The organism is Bacillus sp. AR13-1 (assembly GCF_008042285.1).
GTDB lineage: Bacteria > Bacillota > Bacilli > Bacillales > Bacillaceae_G > Bacillus_A > Bacillus_A mycoides.
The window spans coordinates 142,634-163,650 of the sequence record NZ_QNUA01000018.1 but is presented as its reverse complement, the minus strand read 5'-3'; the positions used below and the strand labels follow the sequence as shown (position 1 = coordinate 163,650).

Genomic DNA, 21,017 nt, shown 5'->3' with positions numbered 1-21,017 from the left:
GGGAGAGAGAAAAATGAGCGAATATTTATCAATTCAACACATCCAAAAACAGTTTGATGCATTTACAGCGTTAAAGGATATTTCTTTTACTGTGAAAAAAAATGAGTTTGTTTGTTTATTAGGCCCAAGTGGTTGTGGGAAAACGACATTGCTCCGAATTTTAGCGGGGCTAGAAGAGGCAACAACAGGTAGTATTGCTGTGAATGGAAAAGATATTACAGCATTACCACCTGGAAAGAGGAACTTCGGAATGGTTTTTCAATCGTATGCATTATTTCCGAATTTAACTGCACTTGAAAACATTGAATACGGCTTAAAAACAAAAAAATATGGAAAAGCAGAAGTAAAAGAAAAAGCGCTATCGGCGTTAGAACTTGTGGATTTGCTGAATGTAAAAGATAAATATCCTGCTCAAATGTCTGGTGGACAACAGCAGCGAGTAGCACTTGCACGTGCGCTCGCTCTGTCTCCCGATATTTTGTTACTTGATGAGCCGTTATCTGCTTTAGATGCAAAAGTGCGTGAAAAGTTGCGTAGAGAAATGCGTGATTTGCAAGAAAAAGTGGGAGTAACAACTATTATGGTAACGCATGATCAAGAAGAGGCATTAACGATGGCTGATAAAATTGTTGTAATGAATCATGCGGAAATTATGCAGATTGGAACACCAGAGGAGATTTATCAAAGACCAGCCAATCCGTTTGTGGCAGATTTTATTGGTTCTATTAATTTCTTTTCGAAAAATAACGAAGAACATGCGATTCGTCCTGAACATGTAACAGTTGTACAAAATAATGGTATTAAAACAGTTGTAGAAAGCATGGAATTTCGCGGTTCTGTATACCGGACGGAAGTGCGGGTCATAGAAGAGAAAACACACCTTTATAATGAGAAAATTGTAGTGGATATATTGGCATCAGAAGTAGAGGAAACTGCTATTAGAAAAGGAAAGCCAATTCAAATCTCTTTCTCAGAAAATCATATGTTGTCATATGGAAAGAAGGTCATTGTATAGATGGAGATGTTAGAAAACTTTAAGGCAGAAAGTACAAAAAAAAAGATTAAGAGACGTATCGGTAAAGAAGAGTGGATACAAAGACTATTAATTATTGGTATGCTTCTTTCATTTTTTATCATGCTTGTATTGCCTTTATTACAACTGTTTACACAAGCCTTTTATGATAAAGATGGAGCTTTTGTTGGTGTTGCGAATTTCAGTAAATATTTCACAACACCAACGCTAGTTCAATCACTACAAAATACGATATGGATTTCGGGCGCTACAACAATTATTTCGGTTACACTTGCTTTCGCTTACGCATATGCGATCGCTCGTACAAATGTTTTTGGAAAGCGCGTATTTCAATACATAGCATTATTACCATTATTCGCACCAACGATGATGCACGGTATTGCGCTTACATATTTATTTGGTAATCAAGGGTTAATAACAAAAGGAATGTTTGGTTTATTTGAAGGAATACAAATACCGTTATACGGACCAGTAGGAATTGTAATGGCTGAAGTTATGTATACATTTCCGCAAGCATTCCTTATTTTATTAATTGCTCTCCAAGGTTCTGATTATCGTTTATATGAAGCTTCTAATATGTTGGGTGCAAGTAAAGTGAAACAGTTTTTTACGGTTACTTTACCTAGTGTGAAATACGGATTAATTAGTGCGATGTTCGTTGTATTTACACTTAGTTTCACTGATTTTGGGGCACCTAAAATTGTTGGAGGACAATATAACGTACTTGCTACTGACGTATATAAGCAAGTAATTGGACAGCAAAATATGTCCATGGGCGCAACTGTCGGAATGATTTTATTGATCCCAGCTATTTTCGCATTTGCAGTTGATCGTATTACGCAAAGAAAACAGGCGAATCTCTTATCTTCAAAAGCAGTACCTTACAGAATAATAAATAATAAGAAAAGAGATGTTATTTCATTCGTATATTGTAGCATAGTCACGTTTATGATCATTCTTTTATTTGTGGCAGTTGGTATTGCTGCAAGTGTGAAAGTATGGCCATATAATATGAGTTTTACACTTGAGCATTTTAATTTTTCAAGTTTGACAGGAGACGGAATTGAAGCATTTAAAAATAGTGTAATTGTCTCAGCTATTACGGCAGTTATCGGGGCGATTTTAACATTTGTGTTCGCTTATGCGATTGAAAAAATAGAACAGCTACAGTTTTTCAGAAAAGTAGGCTACTTTTTCTCTATTGTACCGTTAGCGATTCCTGGATTAGTACTTGGATTAGGATATGTCTTTTTCTTTAGTCAACCAACAATTCAAATTCTAGGACTTTCAGTAACAAATCCGTTTCATTCCTTATATGGCACAATTGCTGTTTTAGTATTAGTAAATATCATTCATTTTTACTCTGTAACGTTTGTTACCGCAACGACTGCTTTAAAGAAACTAGACCGAGAGTTTGAACTTGTTTCACAGTCGATGAGCGTACCGTTTTATAAAACTTTCTTTCGAGTAACAGTACCGATGTGTTTACCAGCTATTTTAGAAATGGTTATGTACTATTTCGTAAATTCAATGGTGACTGTATCGGCAGTAGTGTTCTTATATGCGGCTGATTTTAAACTAGCTGCTGTATCAATTGTAAATATGGACGATGCAGGAAATGTAGCACCAGCAGCTGCAATGAGTGTACTTATTGTTGTTACAAATATTGTAGTGAGGGTTGTATATGAATGGGGAACGAAAGCACTTCGTAACCGAACGTCACAATGGCAAAAAAGATAAGTAAGAAGGGTGATGGATAGAATGAAAATTGAAGCAGTTATTTTTGATTGGGCAGGTACGACAGTTGATTACGGATGTTTTGCACCATTAGAAGTATTCATGAAGATTTTTCATAAACGCGGTGTTGAAATTACAGCAGAAGAAGCTCGCAAACCAATGGGGTTATTGAAGATTGATCATGTTAGGGTATTAACGGAAATGCCCCGTATTTCGAATGAGTGGAAGCATGTCTTCGGACAATTACCAACAGAAGAAGATATTCATGAGATGTATGAAGAGTTTGAAGAAATTCTCTTTGCTATTTTACCGTACTATGCCACGCCAATTGATGGGGTAAAAGAAGTGGTTTCTTCACTACGTGAAAGAGGTATTAAAATTGGATCAACAACTGGTTATACGAGAGAAATGATGGACATTGTTGCAAAAGAAGCAGAAATACAAGGGTATAAACCTGATTTTCTTGTGACGCCAAATGATGTTCCAGCAGGTCGTCCATATCCGTGGATGTGTTATAAAAATGCGATGGAACTCTGTGTATACCCAATGAATCATATGATAAAAGTTGGAGACACCGTGTCAGATATGAAAGAGGGCAGAAATGCTGGAATGTGGACAGTTGGTGTAATCCTCGGTAGTAGTGAGCTCGGTTTAACGGAAGAGGAAGTTGAGAATATGGATCCGTTAGATCTTCGTGAAAAAATAGAAGTAGTTCGTAATCGTTTCGTTGAAAATGGGGCTCATTTTACAATTGAAACGATGCAGGAGCTCGAAAACGTAATTGAACATATCGAGAAACAAGAACTTATTATTTCATAAAGGGGGGCACACGATCATGAATGAAAATCACTATTTATTATTAACACCAGGACCATTAACGACAACAAAAACTGTAAAAGAAGTTATGTTATACGATTGGTGTACGTGGGATGTTGAATATAACACTATGGTGCAAGATGTAAGAAATAGGCTTGTATCGTTAGCGACAAAGGAAGAAGAAAAGTACACAACAGTTTTAATGCAGGGAAGCGGTACGTTTACGGTTGAAGCAGTAATTGGTTCTGTTATTCCTAGAAACGGAAAGCTGCTAGTTTGTGCAAATGGTGCGTATGGTAAGCGGATTGTACAAATGGCAGAGATGTTACATATAGATGTGGTGGTCAGTCAAACAGAAGAGTGGGAGCCTACTAATATTGCAGAAGTAGAACAGTTATTACAACAAGATAAAGAGATTACGCATATTGTAGTTGTTCATTGTGAAACAACTACAGGTATTATTAATCCAATTGTAGACGTATGTAAATTGGGAAAACAATACGGAAAAGTTACACTGGTTGACGCAATGAGTAGTTTCGGTGGTATTGAAATAGATATCGCTGAGTTGCAAATTGACTTTCTAATTAGTAGTGCGAATAAATGTATTCAAGGTGTTCCCGGATTCGGTTTTGTCATCGCAAATCGTGATGAACTATTGAAATGTAAAGGGCAAGCTCGTTCTTTATCATTAGATTTATATGATCAGTGGGAAACGATGGAAGAGCAAAATGGGAAATGGCGCTTTACTTCACCTACACATGTTGTACATGCTTTTTATCAGGCATTACTTGAATTAGAAGAAGAAGGCGGGATAAGAGCCCGTTACAATCGATATTATAGCAATCAAAAACTACTAGTGCACAAAATGAAAGAAATGGGCTTTAAGCCATTAGTAGATGAAAAATATCAATCTCCTATTATTACATCTTTCATTTATCCAGAAGCAGGATTTGAATTTTTGCAGCTATATAATGAATTAAAGCGATATGGATTTGTTATTTATCCAGGTAAAATTTCGAAAGTAGATACGTTCCGCATTGGAAATATCGGTGATGTACATGAAGACGATATTAATCGCTTAGTTGATAGTATTGCTAAAGGGGTTGTTATAGGGTGAAAGTATTTTGCTTAGGTGGAGCAGGTAAAATTTGTCGTGAAGCAATTTTAGATTTAGTTCAATTTTCATCTTTTGAGACGATTACGGTAGCCGATTTTAATGAAGAGGAAGGCCGAAAAGTAGTAGAGTGGTTAAATGATCCTCGTGTTGATTTTGTGAAAGTCGATGTGACAAATCATGAGGATACGGTCGCAAAAATGAAGGGCTATAACATTGTAATGGATGGTACGACGATAAAGTTAAATGGATTGTCTACTCGCTGTATCGCAGATGCCGGTTGTCACGGTGTGAACTTAAATGGATTTGGTGAAGAAAATGAATCCCACTCCAAATTTGTTCAACATGGAACAACATGTTTACCTGGGTTTGGTATGACACCAGGTGTAACGCAAATGATGGCCATGTATGCAGCAAATCAGTTAGATACTGTAGAGTCAGTTCGAGTAAGTCATGGCTCGTATCGTCCAATTGCTTTTTCTGCATCAATTACAGAGACAACGACATATGAATATGATCCACATTTGCCGACGCGTACAGTGTATGAGGAAGGTGAATTTAAGCAAGTACCTCCGTTTGCGCGCCCGAGAGAAATTGAATTACCAGCACCTTACGGAAAAACAATGCAGTATATAATCCCGCATTCAGAAACGATTACGTTAGCGAAGGCACTGGAAGATAAAGGTGTACAGCTTATTGAAACAAGAGGAACTTGGCCAGAGCAAAATATGCAGCTCGTTCGTGCTTTATATGATTATGGTATATTGCGTAATGATCAAATTGAAATAAACGGTAAAGAAATTGGTATTATGGATTGTATTTCGAAGTATCTATTAAAATCGAAAGAAGGACAAGCAACAGAGCTTTATGGTTATGCACTTCATGTAGAAGTAGTAGGTATGAAAAATAATCAAGAACAAAGGCATGTGTTATACCATACGCATCCGCTATCTGACGGTTCTGTAGTAGGTTGGGAGAAATTAAGGGCCTATACAAGAAATGTTGGTATCCCATTTGGAATCGCTACAGAGTTAATTGCAAAAGGAGTAGTTAATAAAGTCGGTGTTATTACTCCTGAAGAAGCTTTCGAAAATCCACAAATTATTTTTGACGAACTAGAAAAGCGCGGTATTTATATTCATGAAGAAATTTTCACTGAAAAAGAAAATTATAACTTTGTATAAGTAAGACAGTTTATGAGGTAGATATAAATGGGGTGAGGCTATGTCTGTAGTAGGTGAAGAGAGAAAGAGGACAATTCTTGAGAAGGTAGAGTTTAAAGGAAAAGTAAAAGTTTCAGAATTAGCGAGAGAGTTCGCAGTATCAACAGAGACGATTCGTCGGTATTTAGAAGAATTAGATCGTGAAAAAAAATTGAAGAAAGTGTACGGTGGAGCCGTTCAACTTCCGGGAGCTGGGATAGAGGCACCGATGTTAGAACGAGAGATGCTGCATATAGAAGAGAAGAAAAGAATTGGGTATAAAGCAGCAACGTTTGTGGAAGATGGAGATGTTATTGCGATTGATGATGGAAGTACACCACTTCAAATGGTGCCATATCTTGTTCATCGTAAAAATTTAACGATTGTAACAAGTTCATTTCCAGTAGCAACACAATTAATTTCTTCTATTAATAAAAAGATGTTTCACGGTGAAGTTTTATTTATAGGCGGGAAAGTATCTCCAAAACATTCACGTGTGTCGGGGTCTATTTCACAGCAAGTAATTCATCAATTTCATTTTCATAAAGCATTCGTTTCGATTGATGGGTTGTTGCAAGGTTTTGGGGTTTCTAGCTTTGAATTAGAAAAGGCGAAACTGTCAGAAGCGATGATGAAATTAGCTGAGAAAACGTATATTTTATGCGATCATACAAAGGTAGGCGTCAAAGGGAACTACCGAATAGCAGGATTTTCTCGTATTCAACATATTATTTGTGATAAGAAAATGCCCTATAGTTTTGAAGAAGAAGTCAAAAAGCATAATATTCAATGGACAGTTTGCTAAATGAATTGAATACGTTTAGACTCCCACCTAATTTTTAGGTGGGAGTTTTACTATCAGCAAGTAAAAAAATAAAAGCTTTGTATTTATGCAAAAAGTGGACACATTTTCTCATCTCGTTCATATAATTTACCAATACAAAAAAAGTTGGTCGAAGGAAAGAAGGGAAAGTATGTCGGAACGGATATATAATAAACTTGTATTGTATGCAAACATTTTGCAAAAAATTGGTGTTATTAATGAAAAAGAAAAAAGTGAAATCCTTCATACGATAGGCAAAAAAGCCCTTTGAGTAAAGGGTTTTTTATTTTTTATCTATGGAAATATAAACGTAATGTAATATTCTTATTGACAATGATAATGAGATTCATTATCATTTATTATGTTAGCGATTGATAGTAATTATCAATTGAAATATATATAAGATAAGGGGATATTATTTTGAAAAAAAGTTATATTAAAGCTCTAGTAGTAGCAACAACATTAGCTATTCCATTTGCTGCGTATTCTACTACAGCGTTAGCAGCAATAAAAATTGAAGCAAACCAGTCGGTAGCAGCAGCCAGTGATCGCACGTATGATACTGAGATTAAAATATATAAGGATCAAAAAGATGAGCCATCTATGGTTTCTCAGTACATAAAAAATCCTAAAGTAGCAATTGAAGATGGGAAAAAAATCGTTACTGTAACAATACAAGATAGCGATTATTTTCAATATCTTAGAATAGAAGATAGAAATCAACCTGGTGTATTTCATGATGTGAAAGTTCTGTCAGAAGATAAAAGAAAAAATGGAACGAAAGTAGTCCAATTTGAAATTGGCGAATTTGAGCAGAAGCACAATATGCAAATGCATATATTTATTCCGGCTATTGGATATGATCACAAATATCAAGTTCAATTTGAAATTAAAGATCCAACTGTAGGTGAAAAAGAAACAGAGAAACCAGATGATAACTCTAATTCAGGCAATACGGAAACAGATAATCCAGTTGATAATCAAAATATGATAACAGATAACAAATTAAGAGAACTTGTTAATAAAAAAGTATTTAATAGAAAAGATTTAAATACACCAATTACGAAAGAAGAGTTATTACAAGTAAAGGACTTGTTTTTAAACACGAATGAGATTCTGGATTATAGTGCATTAAAATATATGCCAAATTTAAAATCTTTAACAGTTGCGAATGCGAAGATAACAGATCCGTCGTTCTTTGCGAATTTAAAGCAATTAAATCATTTAGCTTTGCGTGGTAATGAATTTTCAGATGTAACACCACTTGTTAAGATGGAAAATTTAGAATCTCTTGATTTGAGTAATAATAAAATTACAAACGTTGCACCACTAATTGAAATGAAAAATGTAAAAAGTTTATATCTATCAGGCAACCAAATAGAAGATGTAACAGCATTAGCGAAAATGGAACAACTAGATTACTTGAATTTAGCAAATAATAAAATTACGGATGTTGCTCCATTAAGCGCATTGAAAAATGTAACATACTTAACTTTAGCAGGTAATCAAATTGAAGATATTAAACCGTTATATTCATTACCTTTAAAGGACTTAGTATTAACGCGTAATCAGGTTAAAGATTTATCGGGTATTGATCAAATGAATCAATTAAATAAATTATTTATCGGTAAAAATCAAATTGAAGATGTAACACCACTTGCTAAAATGACTCAGCTTACAGAATTAGATTTACCTAATAATGAGTTAAAGGATATTACTCCATTATCAAATCTAGTAAACTTACAAAAACTTGATTTAGAAGCAAATTATATTTCAGACTTATCGCCAGTTAGTAAGTTGAATAAGTTAGTATATTTAAGTTTTGTTGCAAATGAAATCCGTGATGTTAGACCAGTAATAGAACTAAGTAAGAAAGCTTATATTAATGTCCAAAACCAAAAAGTCTTTTTAGAGGATACAGAAGTAAATAAAGAAGTAAAAGTACCTATATACGAAAAAGACGGCGAGGTATCTACAAAAATCCGTCTGAAGAGTGATGGTGGTACGTATAGTAATGGTGTAGTGAAATGGAGTACACCAGGTGAGAAAGTATATGAATTTGGAGTGAAAGATCCATTTGCGGATACAGGAATCTTCTTTACAGGATCTGTAATTCAAAATGTAGTAGAAAGTAAAGGGGACAACAATTCTAAAGAAGATGAGAAAGTAGAGGTAGTAGAATTTAAAGATGTACCAAAAGGACATTGGTCAGAAGAAGCAATTCATTATTTAGCGAAAGAAAATATTTTCAAGGGATATGGAAATGGACAATTTGGATTTGGGGATAATATTACTCGTGGACAAGTTGCATCTTTAGTACAAAGGTACTTGAAATTAGAAAGTAAAGTAGAGCAGAAAGAGATGTTTACTGATACGAAAGGGCATATGTTTGAGCAAGATATTGCTACAGTTGCACAAGCTGGAATTATGCAAGGAGATGGTACAGGTAAGTTTCGTCCAGAAGGAGTATTAACTAGGTACGAGATGTCAGTAGTATTACAAAAAGTATTTCAGTTAAATGAAACTGAAAATAATTTGGAGAACTTTACAGACGTACCAACAGGTCATTGGGCAGAAGGATATGTGAAAGCATTAGTGGATAATAATATATCAAAAGGTGACGGGAATGGGAACTTTTTAGGGGATGATTTCGTAACACGTGAGCAATATGCGCAATTTCTGTATAAAGCAATAAAAAAATAATAAATGAGAAAAATACGTTATTCTTTAATAAGAAGAATAACGTATTTTTTATATGTACAAAATCAAGTGCTAAATAGATAGGAGTGTTTACATGTGATAGGCCTATTTTTCCGATAGGTGCTGAAACCATATTGACAAAAAGGCATTCTCGTGTGATAATTCAATTAAATTTTTAGAATAATCAAAAAACATTCCTTTTATATAGAAAGGATTTGAATATTATATTAATATTACGCCGGGGGTGACGAAATGTTATTTTTTCTGAAAAAATGGAACGAATTAAAAGATGTGAAAGCAGAATTGGCACTTCGCGATTGGTTTTATGGTACGAAAATTAGTTTATCGATGTGTACGTCAAAAGAGCCATTAACATTTTTAGTGAATGTAGAGGGAAGAGATAAAGGGGTATTTTCTGAAGAAGATTTTATTGTCGTAAATTGCATGTGTGAGCCAGTATTTGAAAACGAAGAAAAACCAGCTATAGAGTCATTTATGCATGCGGATATTTATAAAAAAAGTAGTGCAGAATGCATTTTACAAGTCCAGACTGTAGATAGTCATTTAATGTCAGAGCTATATGGGAAAGAAGGAGAAGTAACATTCGAAAAACGTAGTGTGGAACGTGTTTTTGGAAAAGACGGTATTACAGAAATGACAATTCCAATTGTAGAAGATGAAAAGAAATTCGCTAATTTATTAGAAAATAATGTTCCGAATTTTATTGAAGGTGGAGGAGTAGTCCTTGTTCATAATTACGGAATGATCGTGTGGGGGAAAACTCCAGAAGAAGCGAAAAAATGGTTGGAAGGTATAGAGTATTTAATGAACTATCACGTAAAGCTTTTAATGATAAAAGGGGCAAAAAGTTCTGTTATATAAAGATGTATTCACAGAGATTACCATCCCTTAAAAATGAAAGCGTTTTAAAAAGAGATTTTACTCATAAAATATAGGTCTCCTTATTATATATAGATTACATGTTGACATGTAAGGAGGAACATATTTTGCGAGTTAAATATCATTTTCTGCCAAAACAGCAGGTGACATTTTGCAAAACGAATGATTCTGGTGAAAAGGCGTTACAAATTATGAATGAAACGGGATTTCGCGCAATTCCTGTATTAGCAGAAAATGAGAAGGAATTCACGGGGATTATTTATAAAGTAGATCTTTTAGAAAAGAAGTGTAATAGCAGATTAGAGGATGTAAGTATAGAAGATGTACTGGAAAGTCCAAATTCGTTTATTTTTGAAAAGGATTCTTTTTTTAGAGCTTTTTACGTTATTCGTCGTCTCCCGTTTTTAGCGGTTTTAAATGAGTATAATGAATTTGTCGGCATTTTAACACATTCTAATGTATTTGATGTCATTGAGGATTCGTTCGGTATGCGGACGGGTGGTTATATATTAACAATTGCAACACAAGATTGTAAGGGAACAATTAAAGAGCTTGGGACATTATTAAAAGCATATAATATCGGTGGACTGTTTACGCTTGATAACGGTGATCAATATATTCGCCGTGTTATCGTAAATATATCGGATGAGTTAAATGAAAAAAAATTAAAGCAATTAATTGAAAAGATAGAGAAAAAGGGATTCAGGGTGAGTCATGTAGATTATATTTAAGTTGAAAAGGAAAGGTACCTATCTGCTATGTGTAGATAGGTATCTTTTTTAGTGCGAGAAATGAATTTTATTTTGAAACAGAAGGTGGAGATAATGCTAAATCAGATAAAAAAATAAAGTCTGCATGCTCACGAATTTTAGGAATAGAAGTTTCGATAATACGTGATGTAATTTCACCTGGAGCCCCAACGTGTCCTATAGCTACCATAATGGGTTTGTCTTGGATTTTTTTTATGAGTAATTGTGCTTGTTTTGAAATGTGACTTACCGTATATACATCATCAAAAAATAATTGGTTTTCAATAATAGGAACGCCTAATTCTTTACCGATTTTTGGGACAACACTATTAGGGTTTGTTTTACTATCTAAATAAAATAAACCGTGTTTTTTACAGGCAGAAAGTATAAGACGTACAATCCTTTCATCAGCGGTTACTTTTGATCCCATATGATTGTTCATTCCTATTGCATGAGGTATTTCTTGAATTGCTTGTTCGAGTCGGTTGTTTATTTCTTCATCGCTTAAATCTGTTGTAATCGCTTTTGGTCCAAGCCACTCTTTTTTTCCTCTAATTGGTTCCATTGGCATATGTATAATAACTTCATGCCCTTTTTTATGGGCAGCTATTGCATCTTGTTTAGTAGAAGGAAGAAATGGCATAACAGCAACAGTGAGTGGAATAGGAAGTGATAACATCTTATCTGTGCCTTTCATATTATTGCCGAAATCATCGATGACAATAGCAACTTTATTCGTATGAGCGTTTGCTTGAATAGGAAAGAGGAAGAATGGTATGAACAGGGTGAAGATAAGAACTGTAATAGTATATTTGCGCATATAAATATTTCCTTTCTATTTTATCCCGCTATTTGCGGGCAGTAAGACTCCCACCTCAAAATTTGGCTGGAGTAAAGAAGTTAGGTGGAAAATCCACTGCCCATAAACGCCCGATTGGTGAAGGCTAATAATTAGTGGAGGATGGACAAAACCCCCACTGATTAAAGTTCACTTTATCAATCATCATTATGTTTTGCGTTTTTACATAAATTAAACAAAAAATGTCGAAGAAAAGTACATTGAAAATAGAGAATCCACTGTTTACTGAGTATTTACAAAAAAGAAGATGAAAAAAATGTCTATTATTGCGAATGTATTTACAAAGATAGAATAATTTGTAATAATTCTCAAAGTGAGGGTAAGGATTTGTAAATTACAGGGGAAAAATGTTAAATTTTCTGATTCTTCAATTTTAAATAGAATTAAGTGTTTAAAGGGCTAAAGTAGAAGAGGCGTTGAGAGTATGGAAGAAAAATAAGGGGGATATGGATGTTTACTGTAAAAAGGAAGTACACATTAGAAAAGCTTTCGCATGATATTCATATGAAACGTGAAGAAATGATTCATTTAGGATTAACAAGTGGGTTAAATAGTATGGAGACAATTCAAGTTAGTCAAGAATTGGACAAGCTTATCGTACAGTATCAGCGTTACAAAGAAAAACAAACACCGAAATGGTTTTCAATTATAAAGGTTCCTATTTTTCAAATTGGGTATGAAGGGAAATCAAACAATTTTTGGAGAATGTTTGTAGCTGGTTTTATGAAATAAGTATAATTACCCTTTTAGGATAAGGATAATTATACTATGTGTAATGGAATCTCTATATGAACTGTCGTTCCTTTGTTTTCTTTACTATCAATAAATATATGCCCATTGTACATCTCTACAATTCGTTTACATATAACAAGCCCAAGACCTGTTCCAGTATCTTTATTAGTAAAGAACGGATGAAAGAGGTGTTTTTGAATATGTTTAGGAATCCCTTTTCCAGTATCAATAATTTGCAAGTGTGCGTGTTTTTCGTTGTTTGTTACTACAATGGTTAATGTATCACCAGAAGCCATAGCTTCAATTGCATTTTTTGTAATGTTTAAAACCACTTGTTTCATATGGTCTTTTGAGCAACGTATATGAACAGGGTGGTCTGGCAAATGTAAATGAAATACAATGTTATGTAGATTCGCTTCAGATTGGATAATTAATGCGACCTCATTAAGAATCGTTCTTACATCATATGTTTGTTCAATGATGGCAGTTGGTTTTCCAAGAATAAGAAATTCGCTTACAATTTCATTAATCCGCTCTATTTCTTGTTCGATTACGGAAAAGTACAACTGATCCTGTTCATCTTTATATTTCTCTTTTAACAGAGCAACGAGTCCTTTAATTCCAGTAAGAGGGTTACGGATTTCATGAGCTGTACTAGCTGCAAAAGTTCCAACCAATTCAATTTTTTGTAGTTCATTTTGTTGTCTTTCTAGTTTTGTTTGACGTTTTAATAACATATATTGAGCAAGTAAAAATAAAATAGACATTAAAAATAAAGTAGCTATACACTCTATTGAAACTAACTGGTATAAAGTTTGTTGATGAATAGGTAACGGAGAAACAGAGACTTTCCAATTTAATCTTTGGAGTGGGGTAGTAAGCATGTTAGAATGCCCATCGCTTGTTTCGTTATTATCATCGGTTAGAAAAACTACATCATGTTTATCAGTCACTTCGAAATGATATTGTGGTTTAATAGCATTTAAAGAGGCTGAAATGTAGTCAAAGCGTAAACTTGCTAATAAGAATCCTGAGAGTTCCTTTTGTCTATTAAATATTGGAGACGCAATCATAATAGCTTGATGTCCAAGAACGCGATCTGTAATAACTGATGATACAGTTGTTTTCTTAGATTGCAATGCATCTTGGATGTATTGGCGGTCAGAAACGTCAATAGGCGGCGAATCGCCTTGGGATGCGAGTGTAATCATCCCATCTGTCGTAGCGTAATATAGACCGGAAAAACGTTGATCATTTCCATCGGTATCATGTACAATCTGTTTAATCCCATTGATGTTGCCAGTTTCGGTCCCTACGACTTTTGCGAGCATTTCTAAGGCAGATATAGCTTCACCAAGGTGATGGTCTAAATAGTCTCTATATAAAAAGAGAACAGTGTGAGCAGATAGTTTGTTTGCCTGTTTCATTTGATAAGTGTGATATGAAAAAAATGTGGCACCAATCCCTATCGTTGGCAGTATAACAAGCAGTATGTAAAAAACTATGCTTTGTAATTTGACTTTCAAATTTGGTACTCCTTCTTTTTTATTATCATTATATATAAACTATGTTAAAATTGTCATGTTTTTATTCAAGAATCATTTGCATTACATTAGGGAAAGGAAAAGGAATGAGTGAATATTCATTCGGAAGTTGTAATGAGGTGCTACGTTGCTTTTCTTTTTGTTGCGGAGAATTTAAGTGAAGGGTTGAAATGGTATGACATCAAATAATGAGCGAGAAGACATTTCTCAATCTTTAAAAGTATTTATTGCATTATCCCGTGTACATCGTTCTGTTATGGATACTACAAATAAATCCATACAAAGTAACGGATTAAATCCAACTGAGTTTGCTGTATTAGAATTACTATATCATAAAGGAGGCCAACCACTTCAGCAAATCGGTGAGCGTATTTTAATAGCTAGTGGCAGCATTACATACGTTGTAGATAAGCTAGAGAAAAAAGGGCTTGTAAAACGAATTCCATGTCCAAATGACAGGCGTGTTATTTATGCACAATTAACGGAGTCTGGAGAGAGTTTTATTGCTTCTATTTTTCCAGGTCATGAGCAAGTTATATATCAGTCTTTTGAAATGTTAACGAAGGATGAGAAGGATGAATTACTCGAGCTATTGAAAAAAATTGGAAAGTATGAAAAATGATGATATGTTCCAAAGGAGCTTTGGATAAAGAAATCCAAGGCTTTTTTGTGTGCATGTATTTATGACATCATCTACCGCATTTTGCTGAAGAATAAGAGGAGATTTGTAAGTAAGAATTGAATTATAATAATGATGCATATAATGGAGAGGGGGCTCGTTCATGTCATTTAAAGACTATGAATATAAACGGCCAAATATTGAAGAATTAAAAGGGAAATTTACTGTTGCTTTAGAGAAGTTTGATAACGCAAAAACTGTAGAAGAACAAAAACAAGTTATCAATTCAATTAATGAAATTCGTAATGACTTTGGTACAATGGGTAACCTTTGTTACATTCGTCATTCTGTTGATACGACAGATGCCTTTTATAAGGATGAGCAGGATTTCTTTGATGAATTCTCTCCAGTTGTACAAGGGTATGGTACAAAGTATTATAATGCGTTAATTCATTCTCCATTCCGCGAAGAATTAGAGGCGTATTATGGAAAGCAATTATTTGCTCTAGCTGAATGTGATTTAAAAACATATTCAGATGAAGTAGTGAAAGATTTACAATTAGAGAATAAATTGTCTTCACAATATACGCAGTTATTAGCATCTGCAAAAATTGACTTTGCAGGAGAAGAAAGAACGTTATCGCAACTTATTCCGTTTATGCAAGGAAAAGAAAGAAGTGAACGTAAAGCAGCAAGTGAAGCATACTACGGATTTTTAGCTGAGAACGAGGAAGAGTTAGATCGTATTTATGATGAGCTTGTTAAAGTGAGAACGAAAATCGCAAAAACACTTGGTTTTAAAAACTTTGTTGAATTAGGATATGCAAGAATGTATCGTACAGATTATAATGCTGAAATGGTAGCGAACTATCGTCAGCAAGTATTAGATTATATCGTTCCAGTTGCAACCGAGTTAAGAAATAGACAAAAAGCACGCATTGGTGTAGAAAAGCTCGCTTATTATGATGAAAACTTTGAGTTTGCTACAGGTAATCCAACTCCAAAAGGCGATGCCGATTGGATTATTAATCACGGGAAAACGATGTATAAAGAATTATCAGCTGAAACAGATGAGTTTTTTAATTTCATGCTCGATAATGATTTATTAGATTTAGTTGCGAAAAAAGGAAAAGCTGGTGGTGGATATTGTACATATATCGAGAATTATAAAGCGCCATTCATCTTCTCAAACTTTAATGGAACGTCTGGGGACATTGATGTATTAACACATGAAGCTGGTCATGCTTTCCAAGTATATGAAAGTCGTAAGTATGAAATTCCAGAATATAATTGGCCAACATATGAAGCATGTGAAATCCATTCAATGAGTATGGAATTCTTTACATGGCCATGGATGAAGTTATTCTTTGAAGAAGATGCGGATAAATATTATTTCTCACACTTAAGTTCAGCACTTCTATTTTTACCGTACGGTGTATCTGTAGATGAATATCAACATTATGTATATGAAAATCCAGAAGCATCGCCAGCAGAGCGTAAGTCAGCATGGCGTAACATAGAGAAGAAGTATTTACCACATCGTGATTATGAAGATAATGATTATTTAGAGCGTGGTGGTTTCTGGCAACGTCAAGGTCATATTTATAGCTCACCTTTCTATTATATTGACTACACGTTAGCTCAAATTTGTGCACTGCAATTTTGGAAACGTGCAAGAGATAATAGACAAGAGGCTTGGGAAGATTATGTGAATCTTTGTCAACAAGGTGGAAGTAAATCATTCTTAGAATTAGTAGAAGTTGCAAATTTAACATCACCATTCGCTGAAGGGTGTGTAAAAAGTGTAATTACAGAAATTGAAGCGTGGTTACGTGCTGTTGACGACACAAAATTGTAAAAAAACATGCACTTTTTTCCTATGTTTAACATCGACATAATAGAAAAATGATGAGATAATAAAAGAAAATTCAGAATTATTTTAGGGGTGTTTCTAATGGGGAGCGCCCCTTTTCACCAACAAAAGGGGGGAAAGCACTATGCTTCAATCTAATATGGATGTTAGTTTAGAAACTTTAGTCCACTCATTACAGTCTACACGAAGCACGCTGTTATCAGAAATTGAAATGTTAAATGATACGGAGGTGAATGTAAAGCCACGCCGTGATAAATGGAGTATTATTCAAATTTTGCATCATTTGCATTTAGTTGAACAGTCTGTCACATCTGCCCTTGTATATGCTTTGCAAAAAAAAGAAAGAAAACTTGCTCCATTTAAAGACCTCCAACTTACGCTTGATCGCACACATAAAAGGGAAGCTCCTCAACAAATGAAACCAACAGAAACATTAATGAAAAAACTGCAAGGAATTCAATTACTAGAACATTCACGACAAGAATTATTACATGCCCTTCATAGTGTAATAGATGAAAAAGAATTATTTGAAAATGGATTAAAACATCCTATTTTTAATGATTTGAATTTATATCAATGGGTTCAATTTCTAGATTTACACGAACAAAGACATCTTACACAGCTAAAAGAAGCGAAACATGCAATTTTACAGCGTTAAAATGAAAGAAGTGGGGAACCGCTTCTTTTCTTTTTTACTCATGCATAGTTTTCTTTCTCATTTTGGAATACTACATGGAGAAAAGAAAAGAAGGAGTTGAAAAGCATGTCAAAGAAAAAGAGAGAAGAAGAGCGCGCCTGGAAAGCTCGGAAAGAAAATCAAAAGCCACATGGGAAAGTGAAAGCTTTTGCAGAATTAGTTGAAGGAACAGAAAAAACGTGATGAAGTTCATCACGTTTTTTGTATGAGTGGGAAAGTTAATAAGAAGGTTGTACCTGTCCCTTTTTCGCTTATAATATCAATCTTTCCATCCATTGCTTGAATGACGCTGAAGACGACCATCATTCCGAGTCCGGTCCCTTTTTCTTTCGTTGAGTAGAAAGGTGATCCAAGGCGTTTTATTTGTTCTTGATCCATACCAACTCCTGTATCTTTTATATATAATTGTATATGTTTATGGTCTGGAACTAATGTAAGAATAAGGTCGCCACCTGTAGGCATAGCCTCAATACAATTTTTAAAAATATTTAATAAACATTGGTTCAGTTTTTGCTTTTCGCCAGCGATAAAGAAAGATGTACTTTGTTTTATATAATTTATACGAACATTTGCTAAATTGGCGAGAGGTGTGATCAAAGACAACGCATGAAGTAATTCTTCCTCTACTTGTAATTGTTGTTCTTTTTCAATACTCGGTTTTGCAAAAGTTAAGTAGTCTGTAAGAACGTGATTTGCTTGCTCGATACCATTAATGGCTATGTCGATATATAATTTTCGTTCTTTCTCAGAACATGTATCTGACTGTAAAAGTTGTAAAAAACCTTTCGTTGCAGTTAAAGGATTACGAATTTCATGAGAGATAGAAGCTGCCATTTCGCCGATTAAATGAAATTTCTCAGCGTTCATAAGTTCATTTTGGAGACGAACTTGCATTTGCAATATGTGTAGTAAATATAAAATAAGGATCGTGCCAATCATCGTACATAGTTCGTACACAATGATATGTGGTATATAATCTGCCTCATTTGTAACACTTGCAAGGAAAAATGGTATCCAACCAAATCCATAAGTAAGACTGTAAAAAATAGCAAGTGTTATTTTTATATGATTAGAACTTCGATTAAAAAATTTGTATGTTAATAGTAGAACAATAAATAGGAGAATAGAAGCGATAAAGGATGGAAACGCACCTATTCCTCCCAATAAAAAGTGATAAATGTTTAATACAGCTAAAATAGAACCACCAGCAATAGGCCCTCCCGTTAACGTGCCGACAATTAATACGATATGTCGCATGTCGAACTGAAAACCATTATTTGTTTTTGCTGCGAAAGTGATACATAGTATGGTAGCGAGGCAACACAATACAATAAATATGGCTGAATTTAATTTAGGAGATCGTTTCCCTTTCTGATTCCAAAATAAATGATATACGAGCATTGTAACGAGAATAGATAATATATTTAAAAAGAGGTAAATAATAAAGAGTTCCAGTGGGATGCCTCCTCTCTTCTAACATTAAATTAATCATACTATAAAATGAAATAAATGAAATGCGAAATAGTGGAAAAAATCAGAAATTTTTTCTGGTAGTATACAATATGTTACAATAATCTTTGTCAATGAAAGAAGAAATTCCGTGCACTGCACGGGAGAGGTTCGCGAACTCCCTCTATAAAAAACTATGGAAACAACAATATCATTAGGTATTGTTTTGTTTTTTTATTGTGACAGTTCAAGAACGTTCTTTCTTCTTATTCGTAGTAGAGAAGGAGAATGAGTGAAATGAAAAAAGAAAAAGCAGTTGTTGTTTTTAGTGGTGGACAAGATAGTACAACATGTTTATTTTGGGCGATACAGCAGTTTGAAGAAGTGGAAGCTGTAACATTTAACTACAATCAACGTCATAAATTAGAAATTGATTGTGCAGTGGAAATTGCGAAAGAGCTAGGAATTAAACATACGATACTAGATATGAGCCTATTAAATCAACTTGCTCCAAATGCGTTAACGAGAACGGATATGGAGATTACACATGAAGAAGGTGAATTGCCATCAACATTTGTAGATGGACGAAATTTACTATTTTTATCATTTGCGGCTGTATTAGCAAAACAAGTTGGAGCACGTCATATTGTAACGGGTGTATGTGAAACTGATTTCAGTGGTTATCCAGATTGTCGTGACGTGTTTGTGAAATCATTAAACGTTACATTAAATTTATCTATGGATTATCCGTTTGTTATTCATACACCACTTATGTGGATTGATAAAGCAGAGACATGGAAATTATCTGATGAACTTGGAGCATTTGAGTTTGTTAGAGAAAAAACATTAACATGTTATAACGGAATCATTGGTGATGGTTGCGGTGAATGTCCAGCATGTCAACTTCGTAAAGCGGGATTAGATACGTATCTACAAGAACGCGAAGGAGCGAGCAACTAATGGATAACTTTTTTGGATTTCGCATCGTAGAAAATTTGCAAAAAATGGACAAGGATATTCAGCGTGAACAACTCAAATATCATAATAAAAGAGTAATGGTCAGCAAGGAATTTACATTTGACGCAGCGCACCATTTACACTGCTATGAAGGGAAATGTAAAAATTTACATGGACACACATATAAAGTCGTATTTGGAATTAGCGGATATGTAAATGAAATAGGCCTTGCAATTGACTTTGGAGATATAAAAGAGATTTGGAAAAATGAAATAGAAATTTATTTAGATCATCGTTATTTAAACGAAACATTGCCAGAAATGAATACGACTGCTGAAAATATGGTCGTTTGGATTTATGAAAAGATGGCAGAAGCATTAACGAAAGATAATCGTGCGAACGAATATAAGGGAGCTCGTGTTGAATTTGTTCGTCTTTTTGAGACGCCGACTAGTTATGCGGAAGTAAGACGGGAGTGGATGCTCGATGAGTAAAATCCCCGTCTTAGAAATATTTGGTCCAACCATTCAAGGAGAAGGGATGGTTGTAGGACAAAAGACAATGTTTATCCGTACAGCGGGCTGTGATTATAGCTGTGCTTGGTGTGATTCTGCTTTTACATGGGATGGATCGGCCAAAGATCAAATTAAACAAATGACACCGGAAGACATTTGGAATGAGCTTGTAGAAATTGGTGGAGAAAATTTTTCTCATGTTACGATTTCGGGTGGAAATCCTGTTTTGCTGAAAAATATGCAATTTCTTCTTTCTATATTAAAGGAGAATGGAATGCGAACAGCGGTAGAAACGCAAGGGAGTAAATGGCAAGATTGGTTGCTTCAAATTGATGAGGTAACGATTTCTCCAAAACCACCAAGTTCAACTATGAAAACAGATTTTCATATGTTAGATTCTGTTATTCATAAACTAGCAGGGAAAGATTTTAGTTTAAAAGTAGTAGTATTCGATGATCAAGATTTTGAATATGCAGTTAAGATGCACGAGCGTTATCCGAATGTACCATTTTTCTTACAAGTAGGGAATGATGATACGAAAACAGTGGATGATGCGGTGCTTATAAAAAAACTATTAGAAAAATATGAGTGGCTTATTGAAAAAGCTGTGAATTGTAAAGAAATGAATGATGCGAAAGTACTGCCTCAGCTTCATGCGTTAGTATGGGGAAATAAACGAGGGGTATGATGAGAAGGGA

Annotated in this window: 20 protein-coding genes and 1 riboswitch; of the genes, 17 read left to right on the top strand and 3 right to left on the bottom strand. The window is 34.4% G+C overall.

Features of this window, described 5'->3' with window-relative positions; genetic code table 11:
- Positions 1 to 13: 13 nt before the first annotated feature.
- From DN408_RS15430 to cbpA, 9 genes are all read left to right on the top strand, one after another.
- A complete protein-coding gene (locus DN408_RS15430) occupies positions 14 to 1,015 on the top strand; it encodes a putative 2-aminoethylphosphonate ABC transporter ATP-binding protein (protein WP_002086828.1) in 1,002 nt (333 codons plus the stop codon).
- Positions 1,016 to 2,773, top strand: coding sequence for a putative 2-aminoethylphosphonate ABC transporter permease subunit (locus tag DN408_RS15425; protein ID WP_002126162.1), 1,758 nt, complete (start codon positions 1,016 to 1,018; stop codon positions 2,771 to 2,773).
- 21 nt (positions 2,774 to 2,794) lie between these two features.
- Positions 2,795 to 3,589: a phosphonoacetaldehyde hydrolase gene (gene phnX, locus DN408_RS15420; RefSeq protein ID WP_002186358.1), complete on the top strand. Its 795-nt coding sequence runs from the start codon at positions 2,795 to 2,797 to the stop codon at positions 3,587 to 3,589.
- 16 nt (positions 3,590 to 3,605) lie between these two features.
- Positions 3,606 to 4,703 (top strand): 2-aminoethylphosphonate--pyruvate transaminase, encoded by a 1,098-nt coding sequence (gene phnW / locus DN408_RS15415; protein ID WP_050000103.1) that lies wholly within the window; start codon positions 3,606 to 3,608, stop codon positions 4,701 to 4,703.
- Complete coding sequence (locus DN408_RS15410; RefSeq protein ID WP_002126167.1) at positions 4,700 to 5,884, top strand: saccharopine dehydrogenase family protein; 1,185 nt, start codon at positions 4,700 to 4,702, stop codon at positions 5,882 to 5,884. Before phnW ends, DN408_RS15410 begins: the two co-directional genes overlap by 4 nt.
- 40 nt (positions 5,885 to 5,924) lie before the next feature.
- Positions 5,925 to 6,707 carry a DeoR/GlpR family DNA-binding transcription regulator gene (locus DN408_RS15405; RefSeq protein WP_002030497.1) on the top strand — a complete coding sequence of 261 codons (783 nt, stop codon included), beginning with the start codon at positions 5,925 to 5,927 and terminating at the stop codon, positions 6,705 to 6,707.
- 438 nt (positions 6,708 to 7,145) lie between these two features.
- Complete coding sequence (locus DN408_RS15400) at positions 7,146 to 9,428, top strand: NEAT domain-containing leucine-rich repeat protein (RefSeq protein ID WP_078178263.1); 2,283 nt, start codon at positions 7,146 to 7,148, stop codon at positions 9,426 to 9,428.
- A 249-nt stretch (positions 9,429 to 9,677) separates the two neighbouring features.
- Positions 9,678 to 10,307: a class II aldolase/adducin family protein gene (locus DN408_RS15395; protein ID WP_002011549.1), complete on the top strand. Its 630-nt coding sequence runs from the start codon at positions 9,678 to 9,680 to the stop codon at positions 10,305 to 10,307.
- 125 nt (positions 10,308 to 10,432) lie between these two features.
- Complete coding sequence (gene cbpA / locus DN408_RS15390; protein WP_002126172.1) at positions 10,433 to 11,056, top strand: cyclic di-AMP binding protein CbpA; 624 nt, start codon at positions 10,433 to 10,435, stop codon at positions 11,054 to 11,056.
- A gap of 67 nt (positions 11,057 to 11,123) precedes the next feature.
- Here the strand turns inward: cbpA and DN408_RS15385 are convergent, their stop codons facing one another.
- Positions 11,124 to 11,894, bottom strand: a complete 771-nt coding sequence (locus DN408_RS15385; RefSeq protein WP_002011545.1) for a divergent polysaccharide deacetylase family protein — start codon at positions 11,892 to 11,894, stop codon at positions 11,124 to 11,126.
- A 489-nt stretch (positions 11,895 to 12,383) separates the two neighbouring features.
- On the opposite strand from DN408_RS15385, the gene DN408_RS15380 reads away from it, so the two are divergent.
- Positions 12,384 to 12,665 carry an aspartyl-phosphate phosphatase Spo0E family protein gene (locus DN408_RS15380; RefSeq protein ID WP_002011543.1) on the top strand — a complete coding sequence of 94 codons (282 nt, stop codon included), beginning with the start codon at positions 12,384 to 12,386 and terminating at the stop codon, positions 12,663 to 12,665.
- 29 nt (positions 12,666 to 12,694) lie between these two features.
- On the opposite strand, the gene DN408_RS15375 is transcribed toward DN408_RS15380, so the two are convergent.
- Complete coding sequence (locus tag DN408_RS15375; protein ID WP_002168843.1) at positions 12,695 to 14,191, bottom strand: DUF3149 domain-containing protein; 1,497 nt, start codon at positions 14,189 to 14,191, stop codon at positions 12,695 to 12,697.
- A 193-nt stretch (positions 14,192 to 14,384) separates the two neighbouring features.
- Here DN408_RS15375 and DN408_RS15370 point away from each other — a divergent pair, with 193 nt between their 5' ends.
- The 4 genes from DN408_RS15370 to DN408_RS32005 all read left to right on the top strand — a co-directional run bounded on the left by DN408_RS15370 (position 14,385) and on the right by DN408_RS32005 (position 17,581).
- The gene (locus DN408_RS15370; protein WP_002011538.1) at positions 14,385 to 14,831 is read left to right on the top strand and encodes a MarR family winged helix-turn-helix transcriptional regulator; all 447 of its coding nucleotides are present in this window, start codon (positions 14,385 to 14,387) and stop codon (positions 14,829 to 14,831) included.
- 160 nt (positions 14,832 to 14,991) lie between these two features.
- Positions 14,992 to 16,686 carry a M3 family oligoendopeptidase gene (locus DN408_RS15365; protein WP_002011536.1) on the top strand — a complete coding sequence of 565 codons (1,695 nt, stop codon included), beginning with the start codon at positions 14,992 to 14,994 and terminating at the stop codon, positions 16,684 to 16,686.
- 139 nt (positions 16,687 to 16,825) lie between these two features.
- Positions 16,826 to 17,359: a DinB family protein gene (locus DN408_RS15360; RefSeq protein WP_002030551.1), complete on the top strand. Its 534-nt coding sequence runs from the start codon at positions 16,826 to 16,828 to the stop codon at positions 17,357 to 17,359.
- Between the two features lie 105 nt (positions 17,360 to 17,464).
- The gene (locus DN408_RS32005) at positions 17,465 to 17,581 is read left to right on the top strand and encodes a DUF6254 family protein (protein WP_000038354.1); all 117 of its coding nucleotides are present in this window, start codon (positions 17,465 to 17,467) and stop codon (positions 17,579 to 17,581) included.
- Positions 17,582 to 17,590: 9 nt separating this feature from the next.
- Here DN408_RS32005 and DN408_RS15355 read toward each other — a convergent pair whose 3' ends face one another.
- Complete coding sequence (locus DN408_RS15355) at positions 17,591 to 18,799, bottom strand: ATP-binding protein (protein WP_147740234.1); 1,209 nt, start codon at positions 18,797 to 18,799, stop codon at positions 17,591 to 17,593.
- 208 nt (positions 18,800 to 19,007) lie between these two features.
- A riboswitch (PreQ1 riboswitch) is annotated at positions 19,008 to 19,051 on the top strand.
- A gap of 93 nt (positions 19,052 to 19,144) precedes the next feature.
- On the opposite strand from DN408_RS15355, the gene queC reads away from it, so the two are divergent.
- The 3 genes from queC to queE are packed head-to-tail and all read left to right on the top strand — an operon-like array spanning position 19,145 to position 21,007.
- Positions 19,145 to 19,807 (top strand): 7-cyano-7-deazaguanine synthase QueC, encoded by a 663-nt coding sequence (gene queC, locus DN408_RS15350; RefSeq protein WP_002168840.1) that lies wholly within the window; start codon positions 19,145 to 19,147, stop codon positions 19,805 to 19,807.
- On the top strand, positions 19,807 to 20,298 hold the full coding sequence (gene queD / locus DN408_RS15345; protein ID WP_002011526.1) for a 6-carboxytetrahydropterin synthase QueD: 492 nt from the start codon (positions 19,807 to 19,809) through the stop codon (positions 20,296 to 20,298). Before queC ends, queD begins: the two co-directional genes overlap by 1 nt.
- Positions 20,291 to 21,007 (top strand): 7-carboxy-7-deazaguanine synthase QueE, encoded by a 717-nt coding sequence (gene queE, locus DN408_RS15340; RefSeq protein ID WP_002126181.1) that lies wholly within the window; start codon positions 20,291 to 20,293, stop codon positions 21,005 to 21,007. The genes queD and queE overlap by 8 nt, the downstream gene beginning before the upstream one ends.
- Positions 21,008 to 21,017 lie beyond the last annotated feature (10 nt).